The sequence below is a fragment of the Anaerobacillus sp. 63XJN7_5_ISO-PGPR-S23-430 genome (genome assembly GCF_056173695.1).
Map to the genome: position 1 here is coordinate 1,105,492 of NZ_CM149686.1, position 20,137 is coordinate 1,125,628.

At 39.4% G+C, this 20,137-nt stretch carries 26 protein-coding genes; 20 read left to right on the forward strand and 6 right to left on the reverse strand.

What is annotated here, in order from left to right:
• Nucleotides 1-76: 76 nt before the first annotated feature.
• Nucleotides 77-1,315 carry an acyltransferase family protein gene (locus tag AC0VYJ_RS06000; RefSeq protein ID WP_475366827.1) on the reverse strand — a complete coding sequence of 413 codons (1,239 nt, stop codon included), beginning with the start codon at nt 1,313-1,315 and terminating at the stop codon, nt 77-79.
• A 171-nt stretch (nt 1,316-1,486) separates the two neighbouring features.
• On the opposite strand from AC0VYJ_RS06000, the gene AC0VYJ_RS06005 reads away from it, so the two are divergent.
• Nucleotides 1,487-1,834, forward strand: a complete 348-nt coding sequence (locus AC0VYJ_RS06005; RefSeq protein ID WP_475366828.1) for a hypothetical protein — start codon at nt 1,487-1,489, stop codon at nt 1,832-1,834.
• Nucleotides 1,835-1,935: 101 nt separating this feature from the next.
• Here AC0VYJ_RS06005 and AC0VYJ_RS06010 read toward each other — a convergent pair whose 3' ends face one another.
• Both AC0VYJ_RS06010 and AC0VYJ_RS06015 read right to left on the reverse strand, forming a co-directional pair.
• Complete coding sequence (locus tag AC0VYJ_RS06010) at nt 1,936-2,316, reverse strand: carbonic anhydrase (RefSeq protein ID WP_475366829.1); 381 nt, start codon at nt 2,314-2,316, stop codon at nt 1,936-1,938.
• Nucleotides 2,317-2,364: 48 nt separating this feature from the next.
• Nucleotides 2,365-2,571: a hypothetical protein gene (locus tag AC0VYJ_RS06015; RefSeq protein ID WP_475366830.1), complete on the reverse strand. Its 207-nt coding sequence runs from the start codon at nt 2,569-2,571 to the stop codon at nt 2,365-2,367.
• Between the two features lie 168 nt (nt 2,572-2,739).
• Between AC0VYJ_RS06015 and AC0VYJ_RS06020 the strand changes: the two genes are divergently transcribed.
• The 17 genes from AC0VYJ_RS06020 (at nt 2,740) to AC0VYJ_RS06100 (ending at nt 15,305) form a co-directional block, all read left to right on the forward strand.
• Complete coding sequence (locus tag AC0VYJ_RS06020; protein WP_475366831.1) at nt 2,740-5,931, forward strand: DEAD/DEAH box helicase; 3,192 nt, start codon at nt 2,740-2,742, stop codon at nt 5,929-5,931.
• A gap of 191 nt (nt 5,932-6,122) precedes the next feature.
• Entirely contained in the window at nt 6,123-6,974 is an 852-nt protein-coding gene (locus AC0VYJ_RS06025) for a dimethylarginine dimethylaminohydrolase family protein (protein WP_475366832.1), read from the forward strand.
• Between the two features lie 56 nt (nt 6,975-7,030).
• A complete protein-coding gene (locus AC0VYJ_RS06030) occupies nt 7,031-7,765 on the forward strand; it encodes a YqcI/YcgG family protein (RefSeq protein ID WP_283152737.1) in 735 nt (244 codons plus the stop codon).
• A gap of 242 nt (nt 7,766-8,007) precedes the next feature.
• The gene (locus tag AC0VYJ_RS06035) at nt 8,008-8,175 is read left to right on the forward strand and encodes a hypothetical protein (RefSeq protein ID WP_475366833.1); all 168 of its coding nucleotides are present in this window, start codon (nt 8,008-8,010) and stop codon (nt 8,173-8,175) included.
• Nucleotides 8,176-8,317: 142 nt separating this feature from the next.
• Nucleotides 8,318-8,902, forward strand: coding sequence for a GNAT family N-acetyltransferase (locus tag AC0VYJ_RS06040; RefSeq protein ID WP_475366834.1), 585 nt, complete (start codon nt 8,318-8,320; stop codon nt 8,900-8,902).
• A 27-nt stretch (nt 8,903-8,929) separates the two neighbouring features.
• Nucleotides 8,930-9,322 (forward strand): DUF4181 domain-containing protein, encoded by a 393-nt coding sequence (locus tag AC0VYJ_RS06045; protein ID WP_475366835.1) that lies wholly within the window; start codon nt 8,930-8,932, stop codon nt 9,320-9,322.
• 48 nt (nt 9,323-9,370) lie between these two features.
• Complete coding sequence (locus tag AC0VYJ_RS06050) at nt 9,371-9,781, forward strand: hypothetical protein (protein WP_430244502.1); 411 nt, start codon at nt 9,371-9,373, stop codon at nt 9,779-9,781.
• 391 nt (nt 9,782-10,172) lie between these two features.
• The gene (locus AC0VYJ_RS06055; RefSeq protein WP_430244500.1) at nt 10,173-10,361 is read left to right on the forward strand and encodes a hypothetical protein; all 189 of its coding nucleotides are present in this window, start codon (nt 10,173-10,175) and stop codon (nt 10,359-10,361) included.
• A 79-nt stretch (nt 10,362-10,440) separates the two neighbouring features.
• Nucleotides 10,441-10,644, forward strand: a complete 204-nt coding sequence (locus tag AC0VYJ_RS06060) for a hypothetical protein (RefSeq protein WP_475366836.1) — start codon at nt 10,441-10,443, stop codon at nt 10,642-10,644.
• 88 nt (nt 10,645-10,732) lie between these two features.
• On the forward strand, nt 10,733-11,149 hold the full coding sequence (locus tag AC0VYJ_RS06065; RefSeq protein WP_475366837.1) for a DUF4181 domain-containing protein: 417 nt from the start codon (nt 10,733-10,735) through the stop codon (nt 11,147-11,149).
• Nucleotides 11,150-11,464: 315 nt separating this feature from the next.
• Entirely contained in the window at nt 11,465-11,665 is a 201-nt protein-coding gene (locus AC0VYJ_RS06070; protein WP_475366838.1) for a hypothetical protein, read from the forward strand.
• A gap of 92 nt (nt 11,666-11,757) precedes the next feature.
• The gene (locus tag AC0VYJ_RS06075) at nt 11,758-12,228 is read left to right on the forward strand and encodes a hypothetical protein (protein WP_430244496.1); all 471 of its coding nucleotides are present in this window, start codon (nt 11,758-11,760) and stop codon (nt 12,226-12,228) included.
• A 65-nt stretch (nt 12,229-12,293) separates the two neighbouring features.
• Nucleotides 12,294-12,722 (forward strand): HIT family protein, encoded by a 429-nt coding sequence (locus AC0VYJ_RS06080; RefSeq protein ID WP_475366839.1) that lies wholly within the window; start codon nt 12,294-12,296, stop codon nt 12,720-12,722.
• Nucleotides 12,723-12,842: 120 nt separating this feature from the next.
• Entirely contained in the window at nt 12,843-13,355 is a 513-nt protein-coding gene (locus AC0VYJ_RS06085) for a GNAT family N-acetyltransferase (RefSeq protein ID WP_475366840.1), read from the forward strand.
• A gap of 40 nt (nt 13,356-13,395) precedes the next feature.
• Nucleotides 13,396-13,950 carry a hypothetical protein gene (locus AC0VYJ_RS06090; RefSeq protein ID WP_475366841.1) on the forward strand — a complete coding sequence of 185 codons (555 nt, stop codon included), beginning with the start codon at nt 13,396-13,398 and terminating at the stop codon, nt 13,948-13,950.
• 113 nt (nt 13,951-14,063) lie between these two features.
• On the forward strand, nt 14,064-14,696 hold the full coding sequence (locus tag AC0VYJ_RS06095; protein ID WP_475366842.1) for a VC0807 family protein: 633 nt from the start codon (nt 14,064-14,066) through the stop codon (nt 14,694-14,696).
• A 60-nt stretch (nt 14,697-14,756) separates the two neighbouring features.
• Nucleotides 14,757-15,305, forward strand: a complete 549-nt coding sequence (locus tag AC0VYJ_RS06100) for a 2'-5' RNA ligase family protein (protein ID WP_430244484.1) — start codon at nt 14,757-14,759, stop codon at nt 15,303-15,305.
• Nucleotides 15,306-15,369: 64 nt separating this feature from the next.
• On the opposite strand, the gene AC0VYJ_RS06105 is transcribed toward AC0VYJ_RS06100, so the two are convergent.
• A complete protein-coding gene (locus AC0VYJ_RS06105) occupies nt 15,370-16,443 on the reverse strand; it encodes an AbrB family transcriptional regulator (RefSeq protein ID WP_475366843.1) in 1,074 nt (357 codons plus the stop codon).
• A gap of 223 nt (nt 16,444-16,666) precedes the next feature.
• Here AC0VYJ_RS06105 and AC0VYJ_RS06110 point away from each other — a divergent pair, with 223 nt between their 5' ends.
• Complete coding sequence (locus tag AC0VYJ_RS06110) at nt 16,667-17,158, forward strand: DUF2798 domain-containing protein (protein WP_475366844.1); 492 nt, start codon at nt 16,667-16,669, stop codon at nt 17,156-17,158.
• A 317-nt stretch (nt 17,159-17,475) separates the two neighbouring features.
• Nucleotides 17,476-18,300: an STAS domain-containing protein gene (locus AC0VYJ_RS06115; protein ID WP_475366845.1), complete on the forward strand. Its 825-nt coding sequence runs from the start codon at nt 17,476-17,478 to the stop codon at nt 18,298-18,300.
• Nucleotides 18,301-18,905: 605 nt separating this feature from the next.
• Here AC0VYJ_RS06115 and AC0VYJ_RS06120 read toward each other — a convergent pair.
• Nucleotides 18,906-19,748, reverse strand: coding sequence for an aldo/keto reductase (locus AC0VYJ_RS06120; RefSeq protein ID WP_194220660.1), 843 nt, complete (start codon nt 19,746-19,748; stop codon nt 18,906-18,908).
• A gap of 207 nt (nt 19,749-19,955) precedes the next feature.
• Entirely contained in the window at nt 19,956-20,123 is a 168-nt protein-coding gene (gene sda, locus AC0VYJ_RS06125; protein WP_430244475.1) for a sporulation histidine kinase inhibitor Sda, read from the reverse strand.
• Nucleotides 20,124-20,137 lie beyond the last annotated feature (14 nt).

Genomic DNA, 20,137 nt, shown 5'->3' on the forward strand with positions numbered 1-20,137 from the left:
GAGCAACCGTCGTTACACGTTCTATTCATTCCAAACGCATCGTTCACTAAAAAAGAGGTAAACCAGAGGGCTATTATCACCTCTCTGAATTTACCTCTTTTTTATTCATTTTAGTAGGGAGAGGCGTCTCCTCTTGTTGGGAATTCTTGTCTTCATTCTTCGAGTCATTCGCTGTCTTGTATCGCTGCTGCTGTCGGTATCCGTATGTTGAGGAAAGAACTACTTCTTCATCTTCAAGGGCGGATCCAAGTGCGCCGATAATAATCGAGATGCTCGTAGCTGTCCACGTAATGTAGAAATAATTATCGTATCCAACGGAACCTGATAATTGCGATTCTAGCAGTCCCATCGGAATAAACGCTATGACCGCTACGGCGAACATAAAAAATAGTATAATATAATAGAAACTAACCGTCACAAGAAGCGTCAGGATCGTTGCTATATTATAGAGGTTTCGAAGATATTTCGCTCGATCCTGTCTTGGTTTTTCCCATAGATTATGAGCTAGGACAAGCCAGCCAACCATTAAGAACGAGGAGACAATCATAAGCATAAACATTCTCCATAAACCGTAACTGTTGCTTAACTGCCAGAGGGTAGGAAACACGAGAGCATAGGAGCCAGTCGCAAAAGCAAAAATAATTACCTTTTTAAAAGCGGGGAAGATCGCCCACGGTCGGTTTGCTCTTACCATTCCAGTTAAGATGCGAATGGCGCCACTTAACCGTGACTTTACGATATATCTCACATCAATAGATGTTTCTTCTCCAGGCCTTACACGTTTAATAGGAGAAAACCGTTCGAATCCCCCTTTTTTAAAGAGCCTCTTCGACCCTTTTTCCTTCAAGTATTCGTATTCTTCATTTTCTTTAGCTTGTAATCGTCTTTGCGCTTTTTCTCGATCTTCTTCTGGGCTACCATAGTACATTTCGTTGACTAATTGTAGAATAGATTGCCTGATTCTTTTTACCATAGGGGTTGATCCTAATCCTGGAAGACTGATAATGGCTACTTTTTTATTTGTAGAAGCTTCTGCCAAAATAGGTTTTCTATCTTGAAAGAATGGTAAGTCTGTTAAACAAACGATGTAGTCCCAATCTTCTTCTTCCTTTCTCTTATAACCTGCTTCTAGAACTTCTTCAGGTTTTTCAGTGACTCCTGTGAGAGGATCAACGGTTGAATCTACATGCCATTCACACTCATCTTCTACGTAATAGCGAAGGAGCTTAGGCAATTCGCTACTTAATTGTTTACTTAGCTTTTCTGGATATCCAGGTGGGGTAACTAATCCAACCGACATCTTAGCTTGACTCACTTTTTCTTCCTCCCACTCCAATTTTATGTAACTATCTAGAAGAATGAATTCCCTATTTTATCAGAGTAAAACTGTTTCTTAACTGAATGTCGTAAGTTTACCATTTATCATTGAAATGGTTCCTTATATTTGAAATGATAGTAGGGAATAAATGGAATGAGGAGTGTGCTTGTGAGTAGTACCGTCGATTCAATTGTTACACTAAGCCTGATATACGGCTTTCCTATGGTTGCGGTCATAATCAGGTATAAAAAGATGAATGCGGAAGAAAAAAGAGAAGTTCGCGAAAGTTTTGGCACACTAGAGTTTTTGTGCACTGGTGGCTTTCTCATAATTGGAGCGTTTCTATTATCAGTTGGCAATGTTTTTGAGTTTTTCATTGCAAAAGTAATGGGGCTCGTCTTTATTGTCCCTGGTGCGATCTTAATGACCATTAGCGTTTGGAAAAGAAGCAAAATGCGAAGTATCATCTTCCTTCTTTTCTTTAGTGTGATGATCTTTCTAGGAACGTGGTTTTAAAGTATTTGAAGCGAGAAACAATAAATGTTGGTGTTCTTAGTAAGGCAATTTGCTTCTACATACGTTGGGCTATCTCCTACAGCTGGAGACGGCCCTTTATTTTATTCACAAACAACCTCTACCCGGCCATACTCTCCCACCCAGAGACCAATGACCCAAACTGGAAATCCCCATGATTTAACAACTTGGGTGGAAGCAGCGATATCTGCAAAGTGTTGGCGCTTGCTTACGGGATTGGCAGCACAGTCGAAATGACCAACGACCGCAATAACCTGAGAAGCATGAGCGGTAAGTGATATGAGCGTATTTTCTCTTATGCGCTCGATGTCACATCGTGGACCATGGGACAATACGCGGTCCATACCTGGCTCAGTAATGAGATCAACGTAATCGAGACAATATTGTGCTTTTAGCCACTGTGTGACAGGGATTTGTGTTCGTCCATCTATGCAGTTCAATGCCGTTCCGAATCGTTTCTCCATGTTACACCTGTCTTTCATGCGCAATTCTTTCATTGCCAAATTGTATTATTAAGGGCGGTGAAAGGTGCTCTGGCTGTGGTGAAAGCCATAGCCAGGATGGTAAGTTGTTTGCCCGTGATGGTAACCATAGCCAGGATAATAACTTCCGTGTCCGTGATGATAGCCGTAGCCGGGATTGTAACTGCCATGGCCATGATGATACCCGTAACCAGGATAGTAGCTTCCATGTCCGTGGTGATAATATGGTCGATACACGATCGTTTCCCCCTTAATTAGTTGTACGATAGTGTATGAGAACAAGAATATGATCGTATAGGCATTGGACCGTAAGTGCCTGTGACATATGCTAAAATGGAACTAGAAAACGAGTGGATAAGATAGAAGCGACCATCACGTTATTTATTTATGAAGGATCGGGATAACATGGATATTCAACTAAACAAAAATCGAATCAAAGAAATGTGTGGGGATCTCTCTTTCAAAAAAGGGGAGGCTTATTACCGTTCAAATAAAGTATCCTTTCAAAGTGATCAATCTGATCAATGTGAGGCCACCGTTCATGGAACAGAAGATTTTTTCGTATCGGTAATCAGGGATCAAGATGGCCAGCTTCAAACGGAATGCAGCTGCCCTTCCCTTGCAACTTTCCAAAAAGACTGTCAGCACATTGCGGCTGTTCTCATTGCGATCCAACAGCTTCAGCAAGAACAAGAGGAAAACAAGACTCATAATAGAGAGCTTACAGAAGACTTTATGACGCTGTTTACGAAGGATGGTTCTAAAAAGAGTGGCTATCAACGCTATTTTGAAAAAAGAAAGATGCTTGATGCGGTATTTACATGTAAACCTGTTTCGCTAAACGATCAGGCTATGCTTGGGATAGAAGTAGCGATTGAACAAACAAAAGTGCCTGGCATTCGCGACTTTCTTTCTCATGTGAAACAGGGGAAGCCTAGTGAAATCTCCGCGAACTTTACATATGATACAAATCTTCACTGTTTTTCAATTGAAGCAGATGCGATTCTTCATCACCTTATTCGAGTCGCTAGTGATGAGGAGGCCTTTCTAGAATCAGCGCCATACACATCCACCGATCACACGTCGAGAGAAACCTTGATCATCTCGCCATCTTCGTGGCTCAGTCTGATCCCTTTGTTAACAAAGGCGCCTAACGTTAAACTCCAACATAACGGTCATTCCTTTGAGCGTCTCAACGTGATCGACGGCTCACCACCGATCCGGTTTATCGTAGATGAGTCGGATGCGGACAGTTGCCAAGTCACGATTAAAGGACTCGAACGCATGACCATTTTGAATGCGTATCAATCGATGATCTATCATGGAACGGTCTTTCAATTAGAAGAGAGAGATTTTCATCGAATCGTTGAATTGAAGCAGATGCTCCCGTCACCCGGGACAAATTCTATTCCCATTCCTTACACACAGATTGATCATTTTCTTGAAAAAGTTGTACCTGATTTGAAACGAATGGGAAATGTAGAACTTTCGAGAGCCTTCCGTGAAAAATTTATGAAAACACCGTTAAAGGCGAGACTTTACTTAGATCGCATTAGAAATCGTCTGCTAGCAGGGCTTGAATTTCAGTATGAAGAAGTAGTGATTCAGCCGTTAGAGAATCGCGATGTGCCGGGTTCAACGATCATTCGAGATGTTGAGAAGGAAGAAGAAATTCTTGCGATGATGGAAGAGAGCGGATTTTCCAAAACGGACGGTGGCTATTTGATGCAAAATGAAGAGCTTGAGTATGAATTTCTCTACCATACCGTTCCAAAGCTTCAATCGCTGCTACAGTTATATGCGACGACTGCTGTTCGAAATCGTCTTGTTCAAAAACCAACTTATCCTAAAATCAACGTGAAGGTGAAGAAGCGAGAACGAACAAACTGGTTAGAGTTTAAATTTGAAATGGACGGCATATCCGACAATCAAATTAAAGAAATCCTAGCTGCATTAGAAGAAAAGCGGAAATACTATCGTCTTCGAAGTGGATCACTCTTATCGCTCGAAACGAAAGAAATGGAGGACATTCACAACTTTTTAACGACCGTTCCTCCTCAAGAACAACTGGAACCGTATTTTTCGCTCCCCGTTACGAAAGGCGCAAATTTGATGGATGCGATTGAGCAGAAGAACATTTTTCAAGCAGACAAATCGTTTCGTGAATTTCTCGATTCCATGCGGCATCCGAGTAAATTGGAATTTGAAGTACCGCCCGAATTAGAAGGGGTTTTACGTGATTATCAAATTCAAGGATATGAGTGGATGAAAACACTTGCGAGCTATGGATTTGGCGGGGTACTCGCAGATGATATGGGACTCGGAAAAACGCTGCAGAGCATCACCTTTATCGTATCTGAGCTTACAGCCATTCGTGAACAGAAAAAGCCTGTTCTTATCGTCTGTCCATCATCTCTTACGTATAACTGGTACAATGAAATGAAAAAATTTGCTCCAGAGCTTCAAACGCTGATCATTGACGGCAATCAATCAACACGTGACAAGCTTCAGCAAACGGTCGAAGGAATGGACGTTATCATCACGTCTTATCCGTTACTTCGTCGCGATGTGAAATGGTATGAAACGAAATCCTTCCACACCGTCTTTTTTGATGAAGCACAGGCATTCAAAAACCCTTCAACTCAAACCGCCCGTGCGGTAAAGAAAATCAACGCCGATCATCGCTTTGGACTCACGGGTACGCCTGTTGAAAATGCGATTGAAGAGCTCTGGTCGATTTATCACGTTGTTTTCCCTGACCTTTTCAAGGGGATAAAAGCTTACGGTAACTTAACGAAAAAAACGATCGCGAGAAGAGTGCGACCGTTCTTACTTCGAAGAATGAAAGAGGATGTTTTAGCAGAGCTACCGGATAAGCTCGAATCTCTAGAGTTAACAGATTTATTACCAGAGCAAAAGAAACTATACGCCGCTTTCCTTGCGAAGTTAAAAACCGATACGCTCAAACACCTTGATCGAGATACGATTAGTAAGAATCGCATCAAAATCTTAGCTGGCTTAACAAGACTGCGCCAAATTTGTTGTCACCCCGCCTTGTTCGTTGATGGATATAAGGGGAGCTCTGCTAAATTCGAGCAGCTGCTTCAAATTGTCGAAGAATCAAGGCGTTCTGGTCGGAGAATATTAATTTTCTCTCAGTTCACGAAAATGCTTCAAATCATTGGGAGGGAGCTAGCCGCTCGTGGACAAAACTTTTTCTATCTTGATGGGGAGACGCCATCTATGGAAAGAGTGGAGAAGTGCAATCGGTTTAACAACGGCGAACGAGATGTTTTTTTGATTTCTTTAAAAGCTGGTGGCACAGGACTGAACCTAACTGGAGCGGATACGGTTGTGCTTTACGATCTTTGGTGGAATCCAGCCGTTGAAGAGCAAGCGGCAGATCGTACGCACCGTATTGGCCAGGAGAAAGTTGTCAACGTCATGAAGCTAGTAGCCCGCGGCACGATAGAAGAAAAGATGAACGACCTTCAGGAGAAAAAACGCGAGCTCATCGGGGAGATCATAGATTCAGACGAAAAGGCCAACACAAACTTAACGGAAGAAGATATACGAGAAATATTGATGGATGTATAAATGGAATAAAGGTAACATGCTAAATCCTCGCGTACGATGCGGGGATTTTTTTAATAAGATGAGGAATGAAAAATCTACCAATTGGCAACGCGTTCAAATTCAAAAAAGCATTCATTGTATTTTCATTATCCAGGTTTTAGGTTGGTTGTGATAGGGAAGAAAGACGTAAATGCAAGATGGAGGTAAGGGACATGAGCGAAGTAGCGATCAAACAAAGCATAAAGTGTAACACTGAATATACGAGTCTAAAAAAGGTATTAGTCGTAAAACCATCCTTTATGAAAATAACTGAAATTATAAATGAAACGCAAAAGCATTATGAAAGAAGTAACATTAACGTTCCTAAAGCATTACAGCAGCACAGTGAATTTGTTCACGTTCTTAAAGATCACGATGTTAATGTTCATGAACTTGAGGCGAACCCCGATCTTCCCGAGCAAGTCTTTACTCGGGACATTGGGTTTACCATTGGTCAAGAGCTATTCGTCGCTTCAATGAGTGAACAAGTTCGCCAGCAAGAAACCAATACACTAAAAACATGGCTGAAGGAAAGCTCGATCACTTATCAAGAAGGATTGCCACTCTCAATGGAAGGGGGCGATGTTGTCATTGATAGGTCGACCGTTTATGTTGGGGAAAGTGGACGAACGTCTAACTTAGCCATTCAAGAACTACAAAAGCGCCTACCTGATTATCAAATTGAACCGCTAACGTTAAAGGATGATATTCTTCATCTAGATTGTGTGTTCAACATCATTAGTGAAAAGGTTGCGCTCGTCTATCCGCACGCTTTTACTAGTGAGGATTTAAAGAAGTTAAATGCTCGTTTTCATTTGATTTACGTGTCAAAAGAAGAACAGTTTTATATGGGCCCAAATGTTCTTTCGATCGGTCAAGGTAAAGTCGTTAGCCTCTCGCAAAACAAACGTTTAAATCGCGTATTGGAGTCTGAAGGCTTTACCGTACTACCTGTAGACTTCTCTGAAATCATTAAATCAGGAGGTTCGTTTCGGTGCTGTACTCTTCCACTTAAACGAGGTTAAGTCACATAACAAGCTTCGTTTTTAAAGTGAAGTTTTTATTCAAAGGAGAGAAACCCATGCTAAAAACAGAAAGTCGCTTCTTGTTAACAAAGGAGGATATTGAGAATCGTAAAGATCTTCCAGAATGGCTCTTAACAGAATATAAGACGTTCAGTGAGTTAGTTACAGATCCAACATTTCCTTGTTTTTTCGGTAGAACAGCTCAACTTAAAGGGGAGCTGCGCTATTCTTACATTGAACACGATGATTGGGCCAACTTGCCTGACGCGGTGGAAAGCTTTCTTAGCTTATTTCGTGAACCTACGAAAATAAGACATGGATTATTTATTTTTGTAGAGCCGGAAAGGGAAGAAAAGTCGATTGACTACTATCGTTCTTACTTCTGGGACATTCTACAGTATCTACATAACCAGGATCGTTTTCCATGGCCAAGTGAAGCACCAAAGGATCCCGAGCACTTTTTATGGGATTTTCACTTCGCGGGAGAGCCGATCTTTACTTTTGGAAACGCACCTGCCTATAAACAACGCAAAACGCGTAACCTTGGCAACAGCCTGATCTTAGGATTTCAGCCTAGAACGATTTTTCAAGGATTGGAAGGAACCGAAAAAGGCGGCATCATGTCGCGTGACAAAGTGCGTGCGCGTGTAGAGAAATGGGATAACCTTCCGAAGCATCCGGATATTAGCCACTTCGGAGATCCTAACCATAATGAATGGAAACAGTCGTTTATCGGGGATGACATAGAGCCAATCGTCGGAAAATGCCCTTTCCTTCATAAAAATAGTTAAGTTGAATTCTAGATGAATATGAAATAAGTAACCTTAACGACACATGAGCCGGCTCATGTGTCGTTTTATTAATAACCTATCATTCTTTTGGATTCCCACGTGGAATAATATGTTAAAATGAAACGTAATAAATCCAGCGGTATTAAGAAAAGAGATGTAAATAATGTAAGGGTTACCAAAGTGAATATAAAGCTCCTGGAAATGGATTGACTATTTTGCGGTTTCATTTGGGAGGTACTCAGATGAAGGGTCAAAAGAAAGAGAAGAATAGTTTCTTTAAAATTCAGAATGAGTATAGACAAAAAATAAGGAAGAAACAGGATGAACCTTCACCGGTAGCGGAAATGAAAAACATCCTACTAATCTTATTTACTTTGCTTTTTATGAAATTTTTATATTTATGGATGTAAGCAGAGTAATGAATCGAAACACAGCATTAAGATATGAATAGGTGTTCGATTGAATACGAAAATATGGATTTAATCAATGTTCTTTAAAAGAATGTGTTCCTGAAAAAATACGTTACATCGTCATAGAATGGGGGGCTAATTATTGAATTCTTTAAAAATACCACAGTTAGAAACGGAACGCTTGATTCTACGAAAAATCACCGAGGGTGATCTTCAAACTATTTATCAATACGGCTCCAATCCCAATGTATCACAGCATGTAAGCTGGGAAACGCATCAATCTATAGAGGATACGAAAGGCTTCGTTGAGATGATCCTTGAGGGTTATCGTCAAGAAACCAAAGCACTATGGGGCATGGAGCTAAAATCTTCTGGTCAGCTTGTCGGTACGATCGATTTTGTAACCATTGAGAGTAAACATCGAAAAGCAGAAATAGGCTATGTACTTGCTGAAGATTGTTGGGGTAAAGGATATATGACTGAAGCGGCTAAGCAAATCATAGCTTATGGATTTCATGTATTAGAATTAGAGCGAATTCAGGCCAGATGTTTTGTCGCGAACGAAGGATCGGCTAGAGTGATGGAAAAGGCGGGCATGACGTTTGAAGGCATTATGAGAAAAGCGATGTTTGCGAAGGGGAAGTTTCATGACTTTAAGATGTATTCAATTCTTTCGGATGAATTCAATCGAAGAGCAAAAACGTCTCAAATAAATTCACTACAATAATTAATTTAATAGACGAGGTGATTTCAGGTGAATGCCTCTACAATTGTAAGTCTTGTCATTCTATTTGCTGTATACATATGGGTTAGTGAGTATTATTTTAAAAGGCGTCTTGGTATTAAAGACCAAACGAAGTGGATGATGTCTAAGGATCGCAATAAAGTTGCCATGGTCATTGATCTAGTATTAGTTGTTCTATTCATTTATTGTAATTTTGATTGGAATGTGGGACCTAATAGCGAAAACTATCCTGTTATGATGAAAATCAGCCCTATTTTTGCGTTGTTTTTTCTACACAATATGAATCAAGGAATCGAGGAACTTCTTAAAAATCGCTCTGGAAAATCGTATTACCATTATTGGTTAGGCTCTTTGATGAGCGTTCTATCTTTTTTGATTTTGTGTATAGATCAATATTCATAACCTATTCTCACTACATAATAAAATTAAATATGAAAAGTGGTGAACAAAGTGAAAGGCAAATGTCTCATTCTGTTAACAATTTTCTTGGCCTCTTGCTCTAATCCATCCTCATTATCAAATCTACCTGATGGGATTCTAGCTGGAACGAGCGAAAATTGGACTGTTCAATACGATCTCCGTGAAGAGAATGGAGAAGAGTTTAGAGGAATAATGCTAGAATATATTGGCGATGGTGAAATTCCTTCTACAAATATTACATATGCTTTTAGTGGTGAAACAGCTTACGATGTTGATTGGCAGAAAACCGGAGAAGTAGAAATGAATAACTCTAAGATCGAGATTGAAGATACATTAGGCTGTGCCTACCCCTGTGATGAGCTTCAGCTCGACAAGGGAATCCATACAGTCATCGAGTGGGACGGTCAAATGGAAGAGTTCGTTTTAAAAGGGAACAAGTAACGCCATTATAGAGACATGAAAAAAGGTTGAGCATTATACTCAGCCTTTTTGTTTACGGAAAAGCGAAACGATTCTAAGGTGAACTTCGTATAGTTAGTAAGGGAATACGGAACTTCTTTGTGAGAGGGAGAGGATGATAACAATCGAATTAAGAACAGGATCGCTAAAAGGATGTGAGAGTTGAATGGGGATGGGAGGTTTGTCCATTGCGGTAGTGGCGTTTCTATTCACCGTACTTGGCGCTTTAGTCGTCTTTTCTTTAATCAAATGGATTGTGAAAAAATAGTTGGCTCCATTCATGATCTTAGAGAATTCATTGAGCCAAACGTATGGAGTAGCGCTGATTGAGAAGTCGATCGGGAAGCAGCATTAACTGTATTGAGGTGATAACTTGAAGCGAATCTTCTTTTTTATCTTTGAAATTGCTGTGTTTGTTTTAATCCTCTGGTCAAATATTCAAGAAGGTATTAAGTTCGATGATTTTACTGGCGTCTTTGTAAATGTAGTTGGCATTGTAGGAGTATTTGTTTGTATAGGTGGGATTGTGAGTGAACTACGGAAAATAAGAACGAGCGAATGAAAGTATTCCTTCATTAATTTGTTAGTGCAATCATACATATCCAAACCATGTTTCAACTCTATCAAAAGGGGCGAATGGAATGATGTTTATAACGTTAACACGCTTAGGAAAAGCCAATTTTGCAGCAGGTGTTTTCTTTATCATCGCTGGGGTTATTTTGTTAGCAATAAAGCTAATTGAAGGCAGTGCGAAAGAGGACCAATCGATGATCGTAGCCTCCATATCTCTAGGACTAGCGCTGTTTTTCTTATCACTTCTTTCTAGAAAGAACCAACAGGAATAAACCGATAAGAGAGGGCTAGGGAAAAGTTGAAAGATAGTTATGAATTCTATGTTCATGTTTTGTTACTTTAAGATTTGAGGGTGATGTAGTGGAAACGTTTTTCCCGAAGGTCATCATAGTGATGACGGTTGCTGGATTTGCACTTTATTTCATAAATAAAGCCCTAAGAAAATGGCTTAAGGTTGAAAAGAAACAAATCTTCTCGTATAACCATGTGAATGAACTACATAAGAAATGGGATTGGGGCATTCGGATTAGTTTTATCGTTTTATTGATCATTAGTTTTGTCGTTCATATTTATCGAGGTTTTCATGATCCTATTTGGTACCTACAAACACATATTCTTTTGTTTGTTTTTATTATTGCGTCGGAAGCTGTTCGAGTCATTATGGAGAAGAAGTATGCAGCTAATAAAAATGATTATATTTTCACATCGATTCAATTGGCGCTCATCATTATCTTCTTAACATCAATGTTTTCAACAAACTTTTTTGGGATTATTTGATGAAAAGGATACCCGATATATGACTAGACTGGAGGGGATCTACTGGGTAGTAAAGCAGCTTTCATTGAAAACATAAAAAGAAAAATCGTTGCTGGATCGTTCACGATTCTTCTGTTATCAAGTATTTATTTCATTGTTTCTGCGGTTCTTATAGACGCTACGCTAAGTAGCGGTCTCGCAGAGCTTCAAGAAGATACGGCGTATATATACATCATTCTGTTCTATGGAGTCTTTTTTTACGGAGTGCCGGTTTCGCTAATAAGTGATTCGTTGGCTAAGTCGATTGCAATCACAACTCGTCAAAAGGATATATATATGACGACTATTCTGCACTTGCTAGCTGGCTCTATAGTAGGCTTAGGTAGCCTCATTCCTGCCGTAACGTTTTTGGTTATCGATCGATTATTAATAAGGAAACCTATCCACTTTCGGTTTGGTGCAATCATGTTCATTTCCTTATGTGCGATGACATATATGATCGATGTCAGCATTAAGGAAGTGTTTGGACTTAGCTGAATGATAGGTGAAGGAATGGTTTCTCTCAAATGAGTTAAAATCGAGAAACAACTCAGGGTGTGAATTTTCATAAGACGTAAGGGGGATGGCATATGACGAAACGTTTATTACTCTTCCTTCTGATTGCATTACTAACTGCTTGCAGTGGGGAGTTGAACGGTGAGGAAGCGCCTAAACCAAAAGTGGAAGTGTGGAATCTTGATAAACAAGCGAAAACTGAAATAGCGCACAGCGCAAAAACGGTGTGCTGGAATGACTGTGTCATGGTAACAAAAGCTAATAATGAATCACAGAAAAACCCCGAAATTGTCGATATCGGCAAGCAATCCATAGGCATCAGTTTTGACGAGATGGAGCCAGCGCCATCTACGATCAATCTCATAAATGAAACGACGGGCGAACATATTAAATTGGATTCAAATAATATTACCATTAGCCCTTCGACTAATGGTGAAACAGTCTATCGTCTTCATTTCTTCTGGAATGGGAAAGGCGGTAAGTCTTTAGGAGAATCAACTTATCGGTTTGGTGTAAAAACGAGTAATGATTACCAGGTGAAGTAAAGGTTGGCTAGTAAAAGAAATAAGGTATTGCAACAAATAAATGCGATTAAGCAAAGGGGAAGAGAATGTCTATGGTATCAGCATGCTTAGGCTGTCAATTGGCAAACAAAATCGAATCGGTACATGTTGTATACGAAGATGATGATGTTTGTTGCTTTTTAGATATTGAGCCGTTTAACGAGGGTCATACGTTAATTGTACCTAAGAAACACGTTTTAGATGTGGAAGAGTTAGACATGAAAACAGCCAATGCGATCATGCTTGCTTCAATGAAAATTTCCCGAGCAATCAAAGCACTTTACGCGCCTGATGGAATCACAGTTTGCCAAAATGGCGGGACTTTCAACGATTTGAGTCATTACCATATGCATGTGATCCCGAGATATGAAGGACAAGCTTTCTATCATGAAGAAGAGAGCGAGAATGGTAAAGAAAAAGCTAGCTTAGGAGTCACGAAAGAGAAGTTAATGAAACAAATGGAAATGATGTCGTAAAGTGAAAAGTTGGTTTTTCATTAGAAGAACTTAAATGGCACTCCTGTGAAATGATTGAATTTAATTGTTTGTTTTGAAATAATTGGAATTGTATATTAATGAAAAATTTTGTTCAAACCATTGCTACGGATAGGAGGGAAATTCCTGAAAACAGAAAGATGTTATCTCCGCTTATTTTCGGAGAGAGATTATGAGTCTGTTAAAAAGCTTTATGAGAACGAGGATGTGCGAAAATACTTAGGTGGAACGGTGGAGGAAGAGGCGTTTAAGCATCACTTCACACATATGCTTCACGCAAAGAAGGGCCGCTACTGGGCGATCTTTCTAAATGACAGTCATGCATTTATCGGTTTTGCTTTTCTTGATTCTTATCATGATGGTGCTCGTACAGAGGTCGGATATCAGTTTCTACCACAGTACTGGCGGAACGGTTATGCGAGCGAGGTCGTTACTCGTGTGATCAAGCATGGATTTAGTGAATGGCAGCTACAAGAAATCGTCGCTGAGACACAAACGCGAAATATGGCGTCATGTAAGCTTTTGCGAAAAGTGGGTATGACGTGTGAAGCCCAATTGAAGCGATTTGGTGAAGAACAATCGGTGTTTAAACTCTTCAATCCTACCGCGAGCTAGATACATAGTGTGAAATCACTGCAATAGAGGAGCTTGCGAAATGAAATGGAATAGAAAAATGGTTACACTGAGCGTGGTTACTTGTTTGATGCTAGCTGCGTGTGGAAATAATTCAGCCGGTGAGCAAGCCGAGTCGAATGGCTCGAATGAAATGGTTAATAGTTCGAGTGAAGAATCCGACACTTCGATGAATGAAGAAGCAAGCACCGAAACGAGCGATGAAGCTTCTACTGATGAAGAAGGAACGGAAGAAGGCGAAGCAACATCTGATGATCCGAGTGACGAGGGTACAGAAGAGAATACGAATGATCATACAGAAGGTGATTCTAAGGAGGAGACTTCAGAATCGAGCGAGGTCACTATTACTTCTGGTACTTCGGCTGTCGATTATTTGAAGCGTGAATTAGAAGCTGATGAAACACAAAACATTGATTTTGCAGATATCGTTTTTAGAGAGATGGGACCGATTCAAACAGATGACGGGGGACCTTATTATACTGTGCAACTTACTTCCAAATCCCTTAAGGAAAAGGGTGGTTCTGGAACGGTAGGGTTGTACAAAGTGTATGAAGATGGAACATATGAATTGAACTGATCAGTCGTTTGATTTCTAACACGATGAAATTTCTAAGGAAGAGCTTTTCCGGGACGAGGAGAAGCTCTTGTTTTATAATCACAAGCATTTGTACGGAGGAGGATGAACAGTTAGTGAATCGAAATATTCTCATATGGGATCTCATTTGCTACGTTGTATTTCCGATTGGCATTTGGCACCTGTCTCGAGACATCATTGGTGACTACTATGCTATGCTTATATCAACTATCCCTGGGTTGATATATAGTATCATCCGCTTTATTCTACTGAAGAAAATAAACTTTTTTGGGATTTTTCTCATTGTGACGTTAGCAACGAGTACGTTAGTTGACGTTCTTTCCGGGTCTGCCATTCAAATGCTTTGGAATCACGTGGTCTATTCTTATGTAATCGCATTGATTATGATCATTAGTATTTTGATCAATCGACCTATTTATTTATTGTTTACAGTCGATATTATGGAGCTCCAAGGAAGGAGCCGTCGCATTCTAAAACAGGAGTTTTACCAGAAGAAAATCTTAACGATATTTAAGCTCATCACTTTTGGTTTTGCGTGTAAGGATATCATCGTAGCGTCGATTAATGTTTGGCTAATCTTGCAATATGGGGTAGATTCTTTTGATAAAGGTATTCTTCTGAAACAAATAGTCGGTTGGGGGATTACGCTTATCTCCGTCTACGGGTTTTTCCATATTGCCAAATTACTACAATACAAAAGCAACAAAGAATTGGAACAAACGTTATAGCAAAATTGTATGAGAGAAGGCTTCGTAACAAAGGGGTAAGAAGAGAAAGGCGGCTAAACAGTGTACTGGTTTATAGCACTATTTGATGAGAAGACGGAACAGCAGGTGAAAGACATATGGAATGACCTGAGTGAGCAATCCATTTCTTTCTACGCAGAGGAAGTGAAGGATGGTAGACCGCATATTACATTAGGAAGCTATGAAAGCTTAGATAAAAAGAAGTTCATAGACGAAGTGGATGATTATTATAATGAAAAAGGTGGTTTTGAGATTACGTTTAATACAATCGGATCTTTCCTAGATTATGGAGCGATCTTTCTAACGCCTACAGTGACGCAGGAATTGCTTACGTTTCATGCGGATCATTATCAAAACCTTGGCGAATTCAATGAAACAGCTAACTCTTTATATTTACCTGGAAAGTGGATTCCTCACTGTACGTTAGCTAATGATCTTTCTCATGAAGATTTAGCGAAGGTCTATCACTACTGTATTGAACGGAATGATACGATCTATGGCAGAATCGAAGAAGTGGCACTGATCGAATTGGTTGAGGAAGATGAGGACGGAATGAACGCGCCGATTATTTACTCAAAAAGGTTAAAATGATAGGCTTCTATGAAAATCATAAGAAAAAGCAGGTCACACTAAATTGATGTGCACCTGCTTTTTCTTATGTATTTTCTTGTCCGCTTATTTCATGACCTTGCTCTTTGGAAACCAGAAAAGGAACGAGCATTGGAATAATTAACACAAGCACGAGCAAGCGAATGACCTGCATGGCAGCGACGATGCTGGCATCTAAGTCAAGAGATGCTGCAACAGAAGACATTTGCGGTGCGCCAGCTGGAACGATCGCGAGTAGACTTGTAATGAAATCGAGCGGTGTCATGAGATAGAACACAAACGTTACGACAAATGTTAAGAAAAAGAATGAGAGAAGAATCCAAACACTTGTCCACCCAATTTCTTTGATTTCCTTTAAAGCTTTGCGATCAAATCGCACTCCGATGATGACGCCTAGCATCGCCATCCCCAAACCTACAAGGAGATTCGGCATGGTTGGAAGCGGTTGGATAAACGTGTGAAAGAGAAATCCAATGATAATGGCGTATAGAAAAGGGGCGATCGGAATGCGCCATTTCTTTGCGAGGAAAAGGGTGATTCCAATTAACAAAAGGTAGAAAAGACTGGCGAGTCCTATCGGCATATTCACTTGAGATGTGGCTTTCATCGCAGCACCCTGTACTTCATCTGTTGATAGAAAGGAAGACATAAAACCAGCGACGAGCGGGATAGTTGAGACGAGCATCATGATGCGAACCGTTTGAAAGGCAGCAACCATACCTAGGTTCGCCTTGTATTCGCGGCTCAGAGCCATCATGACCGATGCACCGGCTGGTAAACAGCAGAATAGCGCTGTTTTTGAATCAAGATTTGAATAGTTATTTAGAATTTTTCCTAAAACCCAGCTTGCAATTAATAAGATGATCATTGAGACGGCTAGAGGGAGTAGGTAACTTGCGACCTCCTGAAACATTTTCGCTTTAATACTTAAGCTGATGCTGACACCGATCACGGCTAACGAGAGGTCAAACAATAAATTCGGATATGCCATATCATCAATCATAAGTCGATAGAAGGCTCCAACAAGCATTGCACCTAGTAACCATCCAGCTGGAATGTTGATAAGATCAAAGAGATACCCAACGGTAAAAGCTATGAAGAGTAGTAGTCCTTTTTTCATTCAAACAGCACCTTCAAAAAACAATATCGTTGTATGTCGAGAAGACCAGATCGTAACAGTCTTTCTCTTGAATCGAGAACAGTGATTTTCATCAGTGTAGCATATCTTCATTAGCATATTCATGCGATACGGCTCGCTTTAAATGTTCACAAAATGTTCACTTACGAGCGCGAATTGAAATGACTATACTTGTCACTATGCTAGAAAGAAAGGATGAGTTGTTTTGCCAGAAACGAAAAAAGAAGGTTTTTATTTTGGATTAATGATGTGTTTTGGAATGGTATGTGTGATGACATTCTATAACTTATCTACGAATGGATTATTGAGAGAAATGGCTCTTATAGAATTGCTGATGAGTCTATTGCTTGGCTATATTATCGCTTTGTCATTTGAATTTATTGTGGTAGCTCCCATTGCGAAGAAAATTACGTTTCGTTTGCCTTTTAACAAATCTCATAAATGGAAGGTCATTTTAATTCTTTCAACTTGTATGGTTATCGGTATGGTATTCTTTATGTCTTTTTACGGATTAATAATGTCATATGCTAATATCGGATCTATGGAGCATTCCTTCCTAAGAGAGTATGTTTCGTTATTTATGAAGAATGTCATTGTAGCCTTCCCGTTACAGCTCCTTATTATGGGCCCACTCGTTCGGTGGTTGTTCGTGAAGTATGTAAAAACGAATAAACCAATGAGTGCTAGAGCGCAGTAATGGAATAAGTAGCGGTGAATTTGGTTTATTGGGGAAGTGAACAACTTCGTAAAGAAAAAAGGATGCGCTTCTGGAGTAACGGGTTATGTTTTAAGGTGAAAATCATCATTTATAAGCTATTTTAGAACAGAAAATAACTCTAATAAAAGTCTCACAATTATATCCTTAAAATAACTCTTGAAAAATCACCGTTAGGTGGTTTTTTGCGTCTAATAATGAATTAAGTACCTTAAAAAACCTAGGAGGATTTACTGCATAAAAGTATAGCTTGTTTTATAATAAAAGCAACTAGTTTATAACTATAGGAGGAGAGGCAATTGCAATCGATTACGTATGAAGATTCATTCCAATTCATCGAATTTTTCGAAGCAAACATCCAAGTCTTTACAGATACGCTACTAAAAGAAGCTGTCAACGTTAAAGATAAGATCTATGAAATACTAAGAGTAGGCAATATCGATCTTGTTACTAATGCTCAAACACTCGTAGTTTATATCATTGAAGAAAATGATCAGGACCTACATGCATTTGCGGAACAAGAAGGAATTGCCTGGGCAACACATTCCCTTGCTATCTCTTTTAAATTAGAGTGGGTACAAGCTATACGTCGAACACTGTGGATGTTTTTTCAAAAATATACCGAGGAAAGTAATGATAAGGGTTTTAATTTCTTTGAAATGGAAAAACAAATTAACAACCGAGTAGACTACTTTTTGAATTCCTTTTTCATAAGTTATACGAAATATAAAGATTCGCTTATAAAGGCTCAGAGAGAACTAGTTGAAAATCTTTCAGTACCAATTATTCCAATAAACCACTCGGTAAGCATTCTCCCTTTAATAGGAGCAATTGACGCTCAACGAACCGAAATACTTGAGGATAAGGTATTATCCGTAATAAGCGAAATGCGTATCCAAACTTTGATTATGGACTTGTCCGGAGTTGCAGAAATAAGGCGTGAAGAGGTTTACCGATTGATTCAAATCATTGATGGCGCCTCACTAATGGGGTGTAACACTGTCATAACCGGATTAAGGAAGGAAGTTGTAAGGAAAGTAACGGAGCTTGGCATTAAATTAGGTGAAGAAATCAAAACGTTAGGTACGTTACAGCAGGCATTAGGGAAATATTTTATTGCTTAATGATGCTTACCTGTGTTTATAGATACTATGATAATAAATTAAAAGACGGACCCAAAAGAACGATCCGCCAATTATATATCTAGTTATTCTGTTTTTTAAAGCAACCGTTCGTAATATAAAGTTAGCCAGACTTTTCTGGTTAACTTTTTTATATGTTCTTACTATAGCGGTGATGGGGGCTGAACGTTGCGCATCTGAGGCGCTATTCCCGTTAGGTAAACAGTTCACTCCCTACTTGTACATACATAAGGCTTAAAATCCAAGCTCCCTTTAACTAACCTTCGAGTTAATCGAAGAATAGAAGTTTCTCTCTTTTTACATTTCACCATATAATTTCCATATTATCCATTCATTATCTACCGAAATTGAAGTCGATTTCAAGTACTAATTCTGAAGCGTACAATGGATGTCTAAATGATATTCTAAAAATGGTTGAAAGATACAACCAAAACAGCAACACCATGGAAAAGTAAAGAGTCTGATTTAGCTATCAAATCAGACTCTAGAACAGTATATATTTGTATATTTGCAGCTCTAAACAGAACCTGTTATGGCTGCAGGGCATCCTATTCTAGTTGGTTAGTTGAATCGTTAGATGGAGAAATTTAAAATTCTTCATAAGTAGCTGGATCTTGATCATTCAATCGTCCATTTGGTTTCGTTAATTCAGCCATCATCGCCATTTCTGTTTCATTTAAAGAAAAGTCAAAAATAGAGAGGTTCTCAAGCTGACGTTCTGGAGAAGAAGATTTAGGAATCGGGATGGATCCTAATTGATAATGCCAGCGTAAAATCACCTGAGAGACTGATTTGTTATGTTGATTTGCAATTTGACTGATCGTTTCATTTTCTAAAATGTCAGTCACTCGAGCTAGCGGACTCCAGGATTGTGTTTTGATGTTGTTTTGTTGATGAAATCTTCTCTGATCTTCCTGGTTGAAGAAGGGGTGTAGTTCGATTTGATTGATGCTTGGCTTTACGCCGGTTTCCTTTTCCAATTGCTCTAGATGCTCCGGAAGGAAATTACATACGCCAATCGAGCGAATGAGTCCCCATTTCTTAGCGTCAATTAAAGCTTGCCAAGCTTCTGGATAAAGACCTTGTTTAGGGTTCGGCCAGTGAATGAGGTACAAATCGTAATAATCCAGGTTGGCTCTATATAACGACTCTTGAATGGCTGTAACAGCTTTCTTATATTCTTGATAGCGACCTGGTAATTTAGAAGTGACGCGCAGTTCATTTCTAGGAACTGTACTTCGACGAATGGCTTCGCCTACGGTTCCTTCGTTTTCGTAATTGTAAGCTGTATCGATGAGGCGATAGCCAACGTCAATCGCACTATTAATAGCGGTTGCCCCTTCATTTCCATTTAGCAAGTAAGTACCGAAACCGATAGCGGGTAGTGTAAGTCCATCATTCAACGTTAGTTCTGGGATTGATTCCTTCAACAAAGATCATTCCTTTCAATAATAATTAACTTTTTTATCTCACTTTAAATCTACCACTTCCTAAAAAATGCAAACATATGTAAGCGTATTAACAGTAAATTTATTTGTGAAGGGAGATGAAATCAATTAGAATTCATCAAAAAAAGCTTATTGGCCAGTTGTGACCAGATAAGCTTTTTTTATATAGCGTCATGAGAGGCTGTCTCATCAAGTGAAATTGGCGATTTGTTCGTAACACTCCGTACGTGTTTGGGGAGGATTGATGCCTCTTCGGATGATTTCGCTCGTTAACATTTCAATAAAAGCTTCATCTAATTGAAGAGTATACGCATCACAAAATGCAATTAGTAAATCCTTAGTTGATAAGAGTCGCAATCTATTCGCCCTCC